The sequence below is a fragment of the Alloprevotella sp. Lung230 genome, from assembly GCF_014385435.1.
GTDB lineage: Bacteria > Bacteroidota > Bacteroidia > Bacteroidales > Bacteroidaceae > Alloprevotella.
In genome coordinates this window covers 118,457-134,373 of the sequence record NZ_JACSUD010000001.1, presented here as the reverse complement: position 1 = coordinate 134,373, position 15,917 = coordinate 118,457, and the positions used below count along the sequence as shown (strand labels likewise).

At 49.1% G+C, this 15,917-nt stretch carries 11 protein-coding genes; all 11 read left to right on the top strand.

The window, feature by feature from the left end:
- Nucleotides 1-2: 2 nt before the first annotated feature.
- The 11 genes from H8527_RS00535 (at nt 3) to mutL (ending at nt 15,891) form a co-directional block, all read left to right on the top strand.
- Nucleotides 3-1,034 carry a DUF4302 domain-containing protein gene (locus H8527_RS00535; protein ID WP_187544716.1) on the top strand — a complete coding sequence of 344 codons (1,032 nt, stop codon included), beginning with the start codon at nt 3-5 and terminating at the stop codon, nt 1,032-1,034.
- A gap of 17 nt (nt 1,035-1,051) precedes the next feature.
- Nucleotides 1,052-1,678 (top strand): hypothetical protein, encoded by a 627-nt coding sequence (locus H8527_RS00530; RefSeq protein ID WP_187544715.1) that lies wholly within the window; start codon nt 1,052-1,054, stop codon nt 1,676-1,678.
- Nucleotides 1,679-1,821: 143 nt separating this feature from the next.
- A complete protein-coding gene (locus H8527_RS00525; RefSeq protein ID WP_187544713.1) occupies nt 1,822-3,015 on the top strand; it encodes a DUF4856 domain-containing protein in 1,194 nt (397 codons plus the stop codon).
- Nucleotides 3,016-3,030: 15 nt separating this feature from the next.
- Nucleotides 3,031-4,194 carry a carbohydrate binding domain-containing protein gene (locus H8527_RS00520; RefSeq protein ID WP_187544711.1) on the top strand — a complete coding sequence of 388 codons (1,164 nt, stop codon included), beginning with the start codon at nt 3,031-3,033 and terminating at the stop codon, nt 4,192-4,194.
- 7 nt (nt 4,195-4,201) lie between these two features.
- Nucleotides 4,202-5,116: a hypothetical protein gene (locus H8527_RS00515; protein ID WP_187544709.1), complete on the top strand. Its 915-nt coding sequence runs from the start codon at nt 4,202-4,204 to the stop codon at nt 5,114-5,116.
- Nucleotides 5,117-5,243: 127 nt separating this feature from the next.
- Nucleotides 5,244-6,833, top strand: coding sequence for a leucine-rich repeat domain-containing protein (locus tag H8527_RS00510; RefSeq protein WP_187544707.1), 1,590 nt, complete (start codon nt 5,244-5,246; stop codon nt 6,831-6,833).
- Nucleotides 6,834-7,170: 337 nt separating this feature from the next.
- Nucleotides 7,171-8,652: an IMP dehydrogenase gene (guaB, locus tag H8527_RS00505; protein ID WP_187544706.1), complete on the top strand. Its 1,482-nt coding sequence runs from the start codon at nt 7,171-7,173 to the stop codon at nt 8,650-8,652.
- Nucleotides 8,653-8,770: 118 nt separating this feature from the next.
- Nucleotides 8,771-10,207: a peptidylprolyl isomerase gene (locus tag H8527_RS00500; RefSeq protein WP_187544704.1), complete on the top strand. Its 1,437-nt coding sequence runs from the start codon at nt 8,771-8,773 to the stop codon at nt 10,205-10,207.
- An 11-nt stretch (nt 10,208-10,218) separates the two neighbouring features.
- Nucleotides 10,219-11,595 carry a peptidylprolyl isomerase gene (locus tag H8527_RS00495; protein ID WP_187544702.1) on the top strand — a complete coding sequence of 459 codons (1,377 nt, stop codon included), beginning with the start codon at nt 10,219-10,221 and terminating at the stop codon, nt 11,593-11,595.
- Nucleotides 11,596-12,052: 457 nt separating this feature from the next.
- A complete protein-coding gene (locus H8527_RS00490) occupies nt 12,053-13,771 on the top strand; it encodes an OstA-like protein (RefSeq protein WP_255498476.1) in 1,719 nt (572 codons plus the stop codon).
- A gap of 218 nt (nt 13,772-13,989) precedes the next feature.
- Nucleotides 13,990-15,891, top strand: a complete 1,902-nt coding sequence (gene mutL / locus H8527_RS00485) for a DNA mismatch repair endonuclease MutL (protein WP_187544701.1) — start codon at nt 13,990-13,992, stop codon at nt 15,889-15,891.
- Nucleotides 15,892-15,917: the final 26 nt, after the last annotated feature.

Here is a 15,917-nt window from a genome sequence, read left to right as displayed (position 1 = left end):
AGATGAATAACAGATATATGAAATGCTATCTGCTTTTGGTAGCCTTATTGTTCACAGCCTGCTCTTCCAACGATGATGTGTTCGATAAATCTCCGTCACAACGCAGTAGCGAGAGTATCAGCAGTTTGAAAGATGAATTGGTGAACGCCCCTTATGGTTGGCGTGTTCTCTACTTCCCGAAGACCGATTCGCTGTTGTTTTCTAATCCATCGGAGCTGATTTCACAATACGGATTCAGAGGACGCTATGGTTATGGTGGCGATTGCTTCACAATGAAATTTGCGGCCGACAATACAGTAGAGATGCGTGCCGATTTCACAGAACAAACGGTGACCGAAGCAGCGAAGAGTGAATATGTTATTGGAAGAAACAGCTTTACCCAATTAAGCTTCTCTACTTATAATTACATACACCATCTTGTGAACGACCGTTTTGCCGGATCTTCCGACTTCCTTTATATGGGGAAGAATGAAGACGGTGATTTGGTGTTTCGCACCGCGAATTACCTACAGCCGGCGCGCGAATATATCGTCTTCACCAAGTTGAAAAGTGCAGAAGAGACGACAGAGTTTGCACAGAAGGCCTACGACAATCGGACCTTCTTTGAGCAAATGGTTAATCCGCAGCTTCTCATCCGTAAAGGCGGACGTACCTATTTCCAGAGCGATATCTATGTCAAGCGAAATGTAGAAACCAATCAGGGTTTGCTGAAGGAAATCAAAGAAAAGAAATACTATCTTTTCCTTTTCACTCAAAAGAAAAATCCGATTCCAGGCTACCCTGCCAAGGAAATGACGGGTTTAGGTTCCGGATATGCCGGGACGGAACACGGCATTACGTTCAGAGCTGGTTTGCGTTACGACAGCAAAACCATGTTTTTTGATTTTCAACGTGAGGGCGACCGCTTCGTTGCAGAACTGGTTTCAGTCTATGATCCCCTGCTACGCACCACTCGATTGGTGAGCAAGCATCTGCACCCTGAAGGAGAGTTCACCGGACTGAGAGCCGAAATATGGGATGCCCCCACAGAATGATAAAAGAACCACAGACAATGAAGATCAACTTAATAAACTACGTTTTAATGGGGCTGACTCTGCTTACGATGAGTTGCTCACGCAGCAGCGAAGAGTATGTAGAAGAGGACTATGAGAAGTTATTCCCCTTTCCCGGTATCGAGAAGCCAAAGGTTTCTTACGAGGACCAGATTGTTCAGTTGGGCGATCCCGATGCCCCCGTATCCGATTATGTTTACCCGGGAGTAGAGATTACAGAGAACGTGAGAGAATATAAGGTTACGCTCACCTGTTCGTTCAACGAGGTTGATATCTTGGGGCAACTGGTAGGCAAGGACGATATTTCTTCTCGCTACACGGTTCGCTACATTACCCCCGACAAGCAGTTGCGTGTCATATCGAGCAATATCCATGAGGAAACGGCCAACGTATTTCTCACCAACAGTAAAGAACAAACCATTACGTTCACGGCCAAGTCCGGCTATCCAATGTACCTTTGTGTGAATGGAGTCGGGCCGCGTGGCTCTTCGATAAAAGCCACCATCTCAGCCATCTCTGAGGATGGATTTACGATTGTAAAACCACTCAGTGTGAACGAACATCAGAACGAAGAAGGTATTGACAAAATCAAAGCTCCGTTCTGTGGTTATATCATTCTGCCTTAGCGTAGAGGGGGAGTGAAAATCCCAACGAAATTTCATCAGATGATCATAGGGTTCTGTACGATCGGTTTTGGAAAGGTCTTCGTGCAAGTCTTATCTCAAAATCTGTCAATGTGGTTTTGACGAACCCACCACAAATAAGAAATATGAAAAAGTACATTGCAACTTATATCACACTGCTCTTGGTTTGCGGGACATTTTTCTCGTGCGACCAATGGGAGGGCGAAACGGTAGAGTCTGCTTATCGACAACCGCTGTATCCCGACCCGGCTTATCAGTTCAAACGCAACGGCAGTAGCAGTGTGGACTATTTGGAGTGCAGTCTGTTGCGTGATCCTCTCGACTATATTTACAGCAGTTATCTCAAAATCGCGACGATTATGTATCCTGCCAATATGGAAAAGGTGCAGGACTATTTTACCAACGGCGAATTTGGATTAAAGCCCAAGGAAGAAGTGGCTGCCTCTTCGCTGCACAAAGCCGATAGAGAACGCATTCTGAAAGATGTGGAAGACATATTTACGACAACGGGTGTGCTGAGTGGACTGTCACAGACCAGCCCCGGAACCTATCGTAATCGAAGAGCAAAGCCCGGTCAAGGAGGATATGTTGGTACACATATCGGGGATGTTAATATCGCTTTTGCCAATGAGAAAGGGGTTGTTGTAGCAGAGTTGTTCAATGGCGTGGTTTGGGGAGGAATTTATTTAGATAAAATCCTCAATGTACACCTCAACGACAGTCTTTATAACGATGTACAACTCCGTCGTGAGCACGAAAGCACAAGCCTCCTTCCCGGACGAAACTACACGCAACTTGAACACCACTGGGACTTGGCTTATGGCTATTATCAGTACTGGTTGCCCTTTATACAAACAAGCGGCCTTTCGGTACTTCGTGAAAGCCGTATCAAAATCTACAATGCTTTTGCACTCGGCCGGCAAGCGCTTACGGAATTTCGCTACGATGAGGTGCAGAAACAATTACTGTTCATCAGAGCCGAACTGTCGAAAGTCGCTGCCGTGCGAGCCATGAGTTTGCTCGTCGGTGAGATTACTTTGGCCAACTTAGACGAAGACATCAACAATGCCTTGGTGTTCCTTTCTAAGGGCTGCGGTGCGGTTTATGGTTTGCAATTCACCTTGCAGGCTTCTGGAAAGCCTCATCTTTCCTATGAGGAAGCGACGCGCTACATCGCGCAACTCACTGCCGGCAACGGACTTTGGGACAAACAGCGACTGCTGGGTGCAGAAACAACCGAAGGCTCTCTTAGAAACGTGGCAGCAGCCATCGGCCGGCACTATGGCCTGACACTCGACGATATCAAACGCTCCAATTAACAAATATCACATAGAATGACACATAGAATCTATCTCGTTTTATTATTCCTCTTGTCGCTCCCGTTAGTGGCCAAAGCACAATTAGGGAAGGAATTGATTCTCAATGGTGGATTTGAAGACTATGCCGCAGTAACGCCACCCTCACCGGGCGAAAGTGATGAGGAGGAAGAAGAAAGAGGGCCTGACTATTTCGACCCTTATCAAAAGCCGCTTTATTGGTACTTCAACTCTTCGCTGTCTTATTCCAGAACGAAGGATGCTCACAGTGGCGTGTTCGCTATAAAAGTGTACACTAATGGAGGATCTTTCTTCTCGCGCGATGCTGAGTTTAACCCTTATCACATCGACATTCAAGCAGGTGGAGAATACAGCTTGACTTACTGGTATAAAGGTAAGGCCAAGAACCCGAATATCATTGTCACGGTAGACTGGTACAAGGGCACGAAGTCTATAAAGAAAGAAACGCGTGAGAAAGACAAGGCAAAGACATTTACGGATCAGTGGCAGAAGAAGACAATCACCTTTACTGCCCCTTCCGGAGTGAACAAAGCCGGTGTAGGACTCTATATCGAACCTGATTACGAGTCGACAGAAGTTGATGGCTACATCCTCATCGATGACATTTCATTCGTGCAAACCAAAGAAGGAAAACCATCGGTCGCTCTCGAAGCCCCTTCCAACCTCGTGGCCAAACCGGAACAACGTGAAATGGAACTTTCGTGGAATGCGATTGCCGAGGAAGAGGTAAGTTACCAAATCATAATGAATGGCGAACTAATCGCTACCACAAAAGGAACGTCTTACACCGTGGAGCGACTGGAACCCGGGAAATCCTATAAGTTCACCATCTGTTCAGTCAAGGATGCTGAAGTATCGAAACCTTCTGACCCTGTCACACAGCAAACCCAGCGGATGAATATGGGGGTTGAAGAAGAAGGGCGTATTCCTTATTTATATACCGTGCGTGAAGTCGGAACTTGTCCGCGTACATTGCGCCTCTTCTATCATGATTTGGCCAACCCCGATGCACAAATTACCTATCGGGTAGACGGAACACCCGTCACCCCCGTTAAAGGTAGTATCACTTTTGCAAGCAAAGGTCAGCACCTGTTGCAAATTGAGATTACCGAAACTCCTGAACGCAAATGGGATATAGAATACAAACTGAATGTGGATTAGAAAAATGATGAAACAACTATTTTATTTCATACTGCTCTTGATGAGCAGCATCTCCTTTGTGGCTTGCGATGACGACAGCGGACAGGGATTAAAAGACATCCGCGTAGGGGCTGACGACCTCAATGAGGTTTCCATCAACAAACTCTCGACCCGCACCATCATTCTCAGTGGAGGAAACGGAAAATACACCGTCAATGTTGCCGATTCCAAAATCGCGGGTGTCAACATCAGCAAAGACACCCTGCGTATCAGCGGACTTTGGGAGGGAAACACTTATGCCACCATTATTTCGGGCGATTTCAAAAAGCGAGTGGCCATCAATGTGGTCGTTCCCGAACTCAGTATCAGCCAGTCCGAAATCCGCCTTTTTCCTCGTGATGAAAGCAAGTTTGTGAGTCTGAATGGCGGTGGCGACATCGTCGACTTAAAAATTGAAGATCCGGACAAAGTAATCAATGCAAAATGGAATGCCAAAACCAATATCTTAGAAATCCAAGCCTTCTATGAAGGTGAGGCTACGATACGGATTATCTCGCAAGACAAGAAGGAGAAAACCCTAAAAGTCATTGTGCGCTGTGAAGGTGCGGCAGGGCGTGTCGGGATTTACGGTACCACCTCACACAGCCTTTACGAACAGATGAACACACTGATGGCTGTACGGCGTCCCGGCGTAGGGGTTTGGCTCTGCAATGGAACACGTCCCTACTCCTCCAGAAAGGTGCTCAAAATAACACCTGCTGTGGTCAATCCCATTGCCGGCACTCAAGTCGATGTGTCATTCTCCATGCTTTATCCTGAAGAGTTTGCCAACAGCGGTTTGAAAGAGGGAACTCACAAATTGTGGGTGGAAGAAGTGAGAGAACACAACGTCGTGTTGCGTGGTAAAGGTTTCAAAATCGTTATCCCTTACGAAAAGAAGTAGGGTGTGAAAAAATCCAGATTATCACTTGCTGATTTTCGTAGGAGTCGTGAAGTTCACAACGATAAACGTTTCCATTCACTCCGAATACAGAACATTTTTTACTAATCACAAATAAACAAAAGACTTTATGAACATTTTTACATGCAAGAAAACTCTGGCAGCAGTGATGCTGTCCTGCTTGTGCAGTATGGCTTATGCACAGAAATCATTGACGGTAACCACCGAAGCCGGAAAACTCTCTGAGAAGGTCGTTGAGGCCGACCGTTACAACGTTACCGAACTGAAAATTTCGGGTTCCATCAATGGTACCGACATCCTGCTCCTGAGAAAGATGGCTGGAGGCGGACAAGAGGCCAATGCAACCACCGAAGGTAAACTCTCTTCACTCGACCTCTCTGAAGCCAACATCGTGGCAGGAGGTGACAACTACTTTGCTATTAAGCGCGGAATGTCTCCGATGTATTACAAACCCACAGAAAACGACGTTGTTGCTCCCTATATGTTTAGCGGACTCACGAAGCTGACCAAACTGCAATTACCCACCGGAACGAAGAGTATTGAAAAGTATGCTTTGTCGGGTTGTACCGCACTTGCTGAATGTGCCATTCCTCAACAAACTACTGCAGTCAAAGAGTATGCTTTCAACCAATGCAGCAAACTCTCTTCGCTCACGATTCCTGCCACCGTTGCCGAACTCGGTACGGCTGCTTTCAAAGGATGCGAAGGCCTGAGAAGTGTTGTTTTTGCCGATGGTATTGCTATTACCAGCATCGCCAAAGAACTCTTCGCCAAGAACTCTGCTTTGGCTACCATTACTTTCCCCGAATCGGTGACAGAGATTGGCACATCGGCTTTTGCTGACTGCTCTTCGTTGGCCTCAGTGACTTTTCCTGCACAACTGACCAAAATCGGTAAACAAGCTTTTGAAAACTGCACCTCCTTAGGCACTCTTTCCGAATTCCCCGCAACCTTGGAGTCCATCGAAGAAAAGGCCTTTTTCAATGCTGCCGTTAAGGCCTTCAAAGTAGCAGAGGGCAATGAGGATTACACAGCTAAAAATGGTGTTCTCTACAGTGGCGATGAAACTTCACTCGAACTCTACCCTATTGGTAGTACTACAGCTTCGTTTGAATTCCCCGAAGGTGTAGCCGCTATCGAAGACCATGCTTTTGCTTATGCCAAGAACCTGAAGAGCATCAAAATTCCCGAAGGACTCACCAATATCGGTGAATCGGCCTTCGCTTTCTCCGGACTTACCCAACTGACGAGTTTAGCCTCTGGTCTGTCGATTGGAAAATCTGCATTCAGCAACTGTGTCGAATTGGAAACCGTTGACTTTAAGGGAGCTGTTTCCGGAATCGAGGCTTTGGCTTTCCAAAATGCGAAGAAACTCTCCGCCGTTTATTTTGGCGGAACTGGTGTACCCGAATTGAAAAAACATATCTTTACCCCCAAAGCCGTGAAACTCAAAATCTATGTTCCGACTGAAGTGGTAGAGGCATACAAGGAAGCCATCAGCAAGAGAAACGCTGTTTTGGGCAGCAATTTTGAAGTGCTTGCGAATACGGTGACCGGTATTGAAACTCCTTCGCTGGAGAGCGAGGCCACAGAAGTTGCCCGCTATAGCACGAGTGGTATCAGAATCAGTGCGCCTACGAAGGGACTCAACATCATTAAACTTTCCAACGGCCGCGTCATCAAGCGTATTGAAAAATAAATTGGTCTTTTCGTGATGGGTGTTTGTTCACGAAATGCTCAGCGTAAATGACTACTCAATAAGAATAATTTTGCTAAGACAAAGAGGAGGTGTTCTTTTTTGACACCTCCTCTTTGTCGCTGTTTTTACAGGGCAACCACACGGAAAAAGTACCTTTTCAAAAGGGACTATTGAGGGGCGTTGCGATACCCCTATATTGAAAAGACAAGGAATTCTCAAGGAAGTTGATTTTATAAACAAAAAGGTAACAATTATTTTCAAAAAATCTTCTCGTGAGATGACGCATGTTTGCCAGGAAATGAGTAAATTTGCACGCAATTAAATTACTTCAAGCCTTATGACAGCCAATTTCATTGCCGACAAAATTGCTATGGATGGTCTCACTTACGACGACGTCCTTCTCATTCCCGCTTATTCTGATGTGCTCCCCCGCACCGTGTCGCTCAGTACGAAATTTTCTCGAAACATTGAGCTGCAGATTCCTTTTGTGACAGCAGCCATGGACACCGTGACCGAGGCACAAATGGCCATTGCCATTGCTCGCGAAGGAGGAATTGGCGTGATTCACAAGAACATGTCGATTGAGGAGCAGGCGCGCCAAGTGGCCATCGTGAAACGTGCCGAAAATGGTATGATTTACGATCCCATCACCATCAAACGCGGAAAGACTGTGGGCGATGCGCTTGCGCTGATGAAAGAATACCACATCGGAGGCATTCCCGTGGTGGACGACGAAATGAAGTTGGTAGGCATTGTTACCAACCGCGATTTGCGCTTTGAGCAAAATCAAAAGAAACTCATTGACGAGGTGATGACGAGCGAAAACTTGGTGACCACCCATACGCAAACCGATTTGGTGGCGGCCAGTGAGATTTTGCAGAAGAACAAGATTGAAAAGCTTCCCGTTGTCGACAAAAACGGTCGTCTTGTGGGCTTGATTACCTACAAGGACATTACGAAAGCTGCCGACAAACCGATGGCGTGCAAGGACGAAAAAGGCCGTTTGCGCGTGGCTGCAGGTGTAGGCGTAACGGCCGACACCATGGAACGCATTGCTGCACTGGTCGCTGCCGGTGCCGATGCCATTGTCATCGACACGGCGCACGGACATTCCCGTGGCGTAGTGGAAAAGTTGCGCGAAGCCAAAGCCCAATTTCCCCAAGTGGACATCGTGGTCGGTAATATCGCCACGGGCGAAGCCGCGCGTCTGCTCGTGGAAGCCGGTGCCGATGCCGTGAAAGTGGGTATCGGACCTGGTTCGATTTGTACCACTCGCGTAGTGGCTGGTGTTGGTGTGCCTCAACTTTCTGCCATCTACGACGTGGCGAAAGCACTCGAAGGCACAGGCGTCCCACTCATTGCCGATGGCGGACTGCGCTATTCGGGCGATGTGGTGAAAGCGCTCGCGGCCGGTGGCTACAGCGTGATGATTGGTTCGCTGGTGGCCGGCTGTGAAGAAAGCCCTGGTGAAACGGTGCTGTTCAATGGTCGTAAATTCAAAACTTATCGCGGTATGGGGTCGCTCGAAGCGATGGAAAACGGCTCGAAAGACCGCTATTTCCAAAGCGGCGTGGAGAGCGTGAAGAAGTTGGTGCCCGAAGGTATCGCCGGCCGTGTGCCTTACAAAGGCAGCGTGCAGGAAGTGATTTATCAACTCGTGGGTGGTTTGCGCTCAGGTATGGGCTACTGCGGTGCTGCCACCATCGAACGTCTGCATGACGCGAAGTTCACGCGCATCACCAATGCCGGTGTGCTCGAAAGTCACCCCCACGACATTACCATCACCAGCGAAGCTCCCAACTATTCTCGCGGTGAATAGGTGCATGTCGAAATAAAAGACGAATAAGGGTCTTCGAAGCCTCCACAGCTTCGGAGACCTTTCACCGCATTATAAAGAAGGTTGTATAAATCTTCCTAAAACAGAAAAAATAAAATCAATGAAGCGTTTTCTTTTTGGAGTCCTATTACTGCTGGGTGCATTGAGCGGAATGGCTCAAACGAAGGACAATCCCATTCTGCTGACCATCAACGGAAAGCCCGTGACGCGAGGCGAATTTGAGTACGCCTACAACAAAAACAATGGTATTGAAGGAGCGGTCGAGAAAAAGACCATCAAGGAATACCTGGATATGTTTATCAACTACAAACTCAAAGTTGCTGCTGCCGAGGCGCTGCGTATGGACACGCTGGCGTCTTTCCGACAGGAGTTCAGCACTTATCGTGACCTGCAACTCAATGCCGGCCTGCTTGACCAAGTATTTATCGACTCGGTGGCGCGTCGATTGTATGATGATTATGTGAAAAGAGTCGATGGCGCTGACTTGCTCACCGTGTCACACATCTTGCTCGCTGTCCCTCAAAAGGCGACAGATGCAGAACTGCAACGCGCGGCACAGCGTGCCGACAGCATCTACCAAGCCTTGGTGCAGGGAGCTGATTTTGCCGAAATGGCACGGAAGGTGAGCCAAGATCCCGGAACAGCACTCAAAGGGGGAGAACTCCCTACGATTGCAAAAGGAATGACCTATAAGGAATTTGAGGACCAAGTCTACGCTTTGCAACCCGGGCAGATGACGCGCCCCTTCCTCTCGCCGGCCGGCTACCACATTGCCTGGTTGAAAAGCCGAAAGCCGCTTGACAGTTATGAAACCCTCTATCCCACCATCCTTGCATCGCTCAAACGGCAGGGTATAGAGGAGGTTTCGGCCAACCGTACGCTGGAGAAACTGATGGCGACGGGGCGAACGCGCGAAGCCGTGCTGGACAGCACTTTTCAAGCGATGCTGGTGACCAATCCTGATTTGAAATACCTCGTACAAGAGTACCACGATGGACTGCTGCTCTACGAAGTGGTGAAGCAAACCGTTTGGGATCGTGCCGAGAAGGATGTCGCCGGTTTGGCGCATACGTTCAAGGCCAACAAAAAGAAATATGTTTGGAAGCAACCTCGCTTCAAGGGCTATATCATCGGTGCCACGGATGTGAACACCGCCAAGAAAGCCCAAAAACTCTTGCAACGCTCACTCGCTTCTGGAGATGAACTCCAAGCTTCTCTCAAACAAAATTTTGACGGCAACCCCATCCCAGTTGAAGCCAAAGGCCCTTATCTCGTGGAGCGTGGAGAAAACAGTACCATCGACTATTTTGTTTTTGGCGATAAGAATGCTCAAGTCAAATCGCTTTCTGCCCAGCGCCCCATCACCGCAGTGGCCGGTAGTCTGCTGAAACGTCCGATGAGTTATGAAGACGTGAAAAGCCAAGTCGTGGCCGACTATCAGCAGAAGTTGGAAGACGAGTGGGTGGCCCAGCTCCGAAAGCACTATTCCTTCAAAGTCAACGAAGAGGTCTTGAAGACCGTCAATAATCACAAATAACACCGTAAACGATGTTACAACGTTTTTCTTTCTTTTTCATCTGCCTGTCGGCCATAGCAACGGCTTTTGCCCAAGGCCAACCCAAAAATATCGTCGATGAGGTGATTTGGGTGGTCGGCGACCAACCCATTCTGCTCTCTGAAGTGGAAAACTATCGTTTGGAAAGCGACTTGATGGGGCAAAGTATCACCGACCCTTATGCCAAAATTCCCGAACAGTTTGCCATCCAAAAACTCTACCTCCACCAAGCAGAGATAGACTCCATCACCGTCCCCGATGCCGACTTGCAGCGGGCTGCTGACAACGAAATTAGCCGCTACACCCAGCGTGCCGGTTCGCGCGAAGCTTTGGAAAACTATTTCCACAAAACGCTGCCTCAACTCCGTGAGATGTTCAAAGAGCAGGAGCGCATCAAAAATCTGACTTACCGGGTGCGCGACAAACTCACCTCGCACGTCAAAGTGACACCCGCTGAAGTGCGCGAATATTTCTCAAAACTCCCCACCGACAGTCTGCCGCTCATCCCGACGCAGGTCGAGGTGCAAATCATCACCGCCCGCCCCAAGATTGCGCGCGAAGAAGTAGAGCGTATCGAAGCCCGCCTGCGTGAGTTTGCCCGCCGCGTGAATGAGGGAGAAACGGACTTTGCCCGATTGGCCAAGATGTACTCCCAGGACGGCAGTTCGCGCAATGGCGGCGAGATGGGCTTCATGGGACGCAACATGTTGGTGCCCGAATTTGCCAACGTGGCTTTCAGTCTGAACGACCCCAAGAAGGTGTCGAAGATTGTGAAGACCGATTTTGGCTATCACATCATCCAACTCATCGAAAAGCGCAACGACAAGGTGAATGTCCGCCACATTCTCCTCCGTCCCGAAGTGACGCAACAGGAGTACGACCGCAATTTGGCGCATCTCGACTCCATCGGTGATGACATCCGTGGAGGCAAGTTCTCTTTTGAGGACGCTGCCCGCGAATTGTCCGACGACAAGGACACACGCAACAACCACGGGTTGATGGTGTTCAACAGCTTCGACCCCGAAGACGAAGAAACCATCATCACTTCCCGCTTCCAAATGAAAGACCTTCCGCAAGACGTGGCCAAAGTGGTCGACAATCTCAAAGTGGGCGAGGTGAGCAAGGCTTTCCGTATGACCGATGAAAAGACGGGATCGGAGATTTGCGCCATCGTCAAACTCAAAAACCGCATCGAAGGCCATCACGCCAACATGACCGAAGACTTTCAGGTGCTTCGCAAGGTGGTGATGCAGAAACGTAAGAATGCGGCCATCCAAAAATGGCTTGCTGAGAAAATCAAAAGCACTTATGTGCGCATCAGTCCTGAGTGGCGCAACCACAAGTTCGAGTATGAAGGTTGGGTGAAATAGCCCTTCCTTCGCACCCTTCGCGCGCGCGTATACACTATATAGTGCTTGAAAAAATCCTTCAATCCTTCACCGTGGCCATATCTTCTTGTCTCTGAGGGGATTGTGGGTGAAGGCAAATTCGCTGCTTGCCTTCACCCACATGACCGGAAACCTTCACCGCTTTCCAAGATTTTCATTCACCCTAATGGCTTGAAAATTAGGTAGAGAGAATTTCGGTGAAGGCAGTGAAGGCAAAAAACAAAGAGGATAAGGTAGTAATACGCGCACGCGCGAGCCATCAGGGTCGCCGCCTCGGAAGAGAAACTGCCCATCAGAGTGGCATGCACTTATCTCAGAGGAAAATCATTTTATCTCTGAGGTAGTTCATTTTATCTCTGAGGTAGTTTTTTCTACCTCTGAACTAATTCTGTTGTTATCTTACTTCGGCGTTTGGCCGACTTCACTTTCTTTCATCCACTTGAACTTTTCTTCTTCACAACATCGCACTTTCTGGATTGGGGTAGGGCTTTTTGCTCTATTCCTTCTTCCGTCTTTTGCCCTCACGCTGTTGCCCATTCGACAGCGTGGAGGCGTTCGCAAGGATGGGCCTATCCAAATCCATCATGCCCAACGGCTGTTCAAAGATGCCGCGACGACGGGTGATGGTCAGGTGCTGGTGGGCGATGTCTTCTTGTCGCATGCCGGGATGCGATTGAAGTGCGATAGCGCCGTCTTTTATGAGGCTTCCAACTCTTTTATGGCCTATGGACACGTCCACTTTACGCAAGGAGACACACTCTCTCTGCGGGGCGACTCCATCTACTATGACGGCACTTCGCAATTTGCACAAGTCTTTCACAACGTCACGATGCGCCACCACAAGATGACGCTCCTCACCGACCATCTCAACTACGACCGTATCGCAGGTCGTGGATTTTATGACGTGGGAGGGAAAATCATTGATGGAAAAACGGTGCTCACCTCTCAGCAAGGAGACTATTTTACCACCACACGCGAAGCCAACTTCAATGAAGACGTGCTGCTGGTCAATGAGAAGAAAGACACACTCCACACAGAAAATCTGCACTACAACACTCGCACCAAGTGGGCGCACGCCACGGGAAAAACCAACCTCTTCAGCGGAGGAAGCCACATCTACACCACGGACGGATTCTACAACACCGACAGCGGGCAGGCGCGCCTTTCGCAACGCCCACAACTTTTCAACAAAGGCCGAAAACTTGTGGGAGACAGCATCGCCTATAATCAGAAAACGGGTTTCTCGGAGGCTTTCAAAAATGTCGTTTTTACCGATTCTACCGACCAAAACAACAAGAACATCCTTTTGGGTGACTATGGGTGGTATGACGACAAAAAAGGAGAGGCGATGGCCACAGAGCATGCTTTGGCAAAGAACTTTTCGCGCAATGCCGACACCCTCTATGTCCATGCCGACACGTTGCGCCTCTTCTCCTACGATCTCAAAACGGATTCTGCCTATCGCGTGTTGCATGGCTATTTCCATGTACGCGCCTATCGCACCGATGTGCAGGCTGTGTGCGACTCGCTGGTGTTCAACTCGCGTCAGAAAAAACTCACTCTCTTCCGCGACCCCATTGCTTGGAGCGATGACCGCCAAATCTTGGGAGAGGAAATCAATGTCTTTGCCAACGACTCCACCCTCGACTCCGTCTATGTGGAGCGACAAGCACTGATTGTGCAGGCACTCCCCGACAGCACGCTGTTCAACCAAGTGGCGGGGAATGTGATGCAGGCTTATTTCCACAAAGGGGAGATTTATCAAGCCCGTGTAGACGGCAATGCCATCGTCATCAACTACCCGATGGAGAAGGACACAACTTTCTTGTATCAAAACTATTGCGAAGCCTCCAAAATGCGCGTGGATATTGCCCAACGGAAAATGCAACGATTTTGGGCAGCTCCCAATCCCACCGGGAAAACCTATCCCATCGGGATGGCTCCTCCCGAACATACCAAATTGAGCAATTTTGCTTGGTTTGACTATGTCCGTCCGCAGTCGCCGGACGATTTGTTTGAATGGCGTCCCAAAAATGCGGCTGAAAAATTGAAAGTCCAACCGCGACGCAACGCCCCCTTGCAAACGCTGAAACCTGTTTCAAAAAAACAAACGGAGGCAACAACACCCCCACAAAAAGAGAACACCGAACAACCCTAATCCCTTCCTAAGTAGGTGTTCAAAATTAATGGATACTCTATTTTTTTCAATTTTTCGTCAGCTTGTCTTTGTGAAGAAGGAGTGTAGTGGGCTACACGACTGATGAACAAAAGCGAGATGGCGGAAAAGGAGAACAAAGATGGGGTCAAAGTAGAGAACACCCTACGATTAAAATTGTTACGATTAATTTTGAACACCTACTTATCTCCTTCTTTCTTATGTCTGACATCATTCACCTTCTTCCCGACTCAGTGGCCAATCAAATTGCTGCCGGCGAAGTCATTCAGCGCCCCGCTTCCCTCATCAAGGAACTGGTGGAGAACTCCATTGATGCCGGAGCCACTCGTGTGCAGGTGGTAGTGACCGATGCCGGGAAAACTTGTGTGCAGGTGATAGACAACGGCAAGGGAATGAGCGAAACGGATGCTCGCTTGTCGTTTGAGCGTCATGCCACTTCCAAAATCACTCAAGCCTCCGATTTGTTTGCGCTTTCCACCATGGGCTTTCGTGGAGAGGCGCTGGCCTCAATCGCGGCAGTGGCTCAGGTGGAACTCCGCACACGAATGGCCGATGAGGAACTGGGAGTGTGTGTGCAAATCGAAGGTTCGAAATTTCAGCAGCAAGAACCCATCGCCTGCCCTGTGGGAGCCAACTTTCTGGTGCGCAATCTCTTCTTCAATGTTCCTGCCCGGCGTAAGTTTTTGAAAAGCAACAACACGGAATTGTCCAATATCAATGCCGAGTTTGAACGTATTGCCTTGGCGCATCCCGACATCGCTTTCACCCTCTCTACGCCCGACAAGGTGATTCTTGATTTGCCCATTGGCAACTTCCGCCAGCGCATTGTCAATATCTTTGGCCGTAACATTGAGAAGCACCTGATTCCTGTACAAGTCGAAACTTCGGTGTTGCAGTTGGCCGGCTTTGTCGGTACGCCCGAAAGTTCAAAGAAGAAAGGTGCTCACCAGTTTTTCTTCACCAACGGTCGGTTTATGCGCCATCCGTTTTTCGCAAAAGCCATCCAGACGGCTTTCGACCGTCTCATCCCCGAAGGAGAGCAAGTGCCGTTCTTCTTGCAACTGGTGGTCGACCCCTCAAAAATAGACGTCAATATCCATCCGACGAAAACGGAAATCAAGTTTGAAGACGAACAGGCCATTTGGCAAATCCTGCGAGCTGCTGTGCGTGAAGCGTTGGCCAAGTTCAACGCGATTCCGACCATAGACTTTGACACCGAAAACCGCCCCGATATTCCTGCTTTCGAAGCCGGACGAGAGGTTGCGATGCCCGAAGTGACATTCGACCCGAACTACAATCCTTTTGAAATGTCCGAAGGGGATTCGGCCGGGGGGCAGGGGGCTACTGCTCGTGCGGTTTCCACGCCATCGGTATCGAAGAAAGGCTGGGAGAGTCTGTTTCCTGCTGCTCCGGATGACCCTTCTCTTTCCAATCAGTCTGCTTTGGACGATTTCTATCCAACGCCCCCTCGGCAACAGGACCTCCCCAACACTTCGCTTTATGACAATCTGGAGCAGAAAGAACAGCAGACGTGGCAGGTGGGGACGAGTCACTTCTTGCAATATCGTGGTCGCTACCTGATGTCGCCCACTGAAGAGGGTTTGTTGCTGATTGATCAGCATCGGGCGCACGTCCGCATTTTGTTTGAAGAGTATCTGCTCCATTCGGCTGATGGACAACAACTCTCACAAGGACTGTTGTTTCCACAGATGGTCGATTTCACCCCCTCGCAGGTGGCGCTTTTGCAATCCTTTGAGGATGACTTGGCACACATCGGTTTCGACTTGTCCTACTTGGGCGGGGGCACGTTCACCATTTTGGGCGTTCCGACGGGCGTGGATGGTATCGACCCTGGAAAATTGCTGCAAAGTATTGTCGATGAGGCCCTGACCAATCACACTCGCGTGAAAGAAGAAGTGAGGAAAATGCTCTCGTTGGCCTTGGCCAAAAAGGCCGCAATCCCGGTGGGGCAGGAACTCTCCGAAAATGAGATGCGCGATTTGGCCACCCGATTGTTTGCCTTGCCCAGCCCAACACTCACACCGGATGGAAAGACCATCGTCTGCGTGTTGCCTCATCATATGTTGACCAGCCGTTTTTAGTATTTAATCGCTCAGTTGTATATAAT

Bases quoted from the DNA above. Each gene is read 5' to 3' on its own strand.
- H8527_RS00535 (WP_187544716.1), top strand. From the start codon at position 3: ATGAATAACAGATATATGAAATGCTATCTGCTTTTGGTAGCCTTATTG.
- H8527_RS00530 (WP_187544715.1), top strand. From the start codon at position 1,052: ATGAAGATCAACTTAATAAACTACGTTTTAATGGGGCTGACTCTGCTT.
- H8527_RS00525 (WP_187544713.1), top strand. From the start codon at position 1,822: ATGAAAAAGTACATTGCAACTTATATCACACTGCTCTTGGTTTGCGGG.
- H8527_RS00520 (WP_187544711.1), top strand. From the start codon at position 3,031: ATGACACATAGAATCTATCTCGTTTTATTATTCCTCTTGTCGCTCCCG.
- H8527_RS00515 (WP_187544709.1), top strand. From the start codon at position 4,202: ATGAAACAACTATTTTATTTCATACTGCTCTTGATGAGCAGCATCTCC.
- H8527_RS00510 (WP_187544707.1), top strand. From the start codon at position 5,244: ATGAACATTTTTACATGCAAGAAAACTCTGGCAGCAGTGATGCTGTCC.
- guaB (WP_187544706.1), top strand. From the start codon at position 7,171: ATGACAGCCAATTTCATTGCCGACAAAATTGCTATGGATGGTCTCACT.
- H8527_RS00500 (WP_187544704.1), top strand. From the start codon at position 8,771: ATGAAGCGTTTTCTTTTTGGAGTCCTATTACTGCTGGGTGCATTGAGC.
- H8527_RS00495 (WP_187544702.1), top strand. From the start codon at position 10,219: ATGTTACAACGTTTTTCTTTCTTTTTCATCTGCCTGTCGGCCATAGCA.
- mutL (WP_187544701.1), top strand. From the start codon at position 13,990: ATGTCTGACATCATTCACCTTCTTCCCGACTCAGTGGCCAATCAAATT.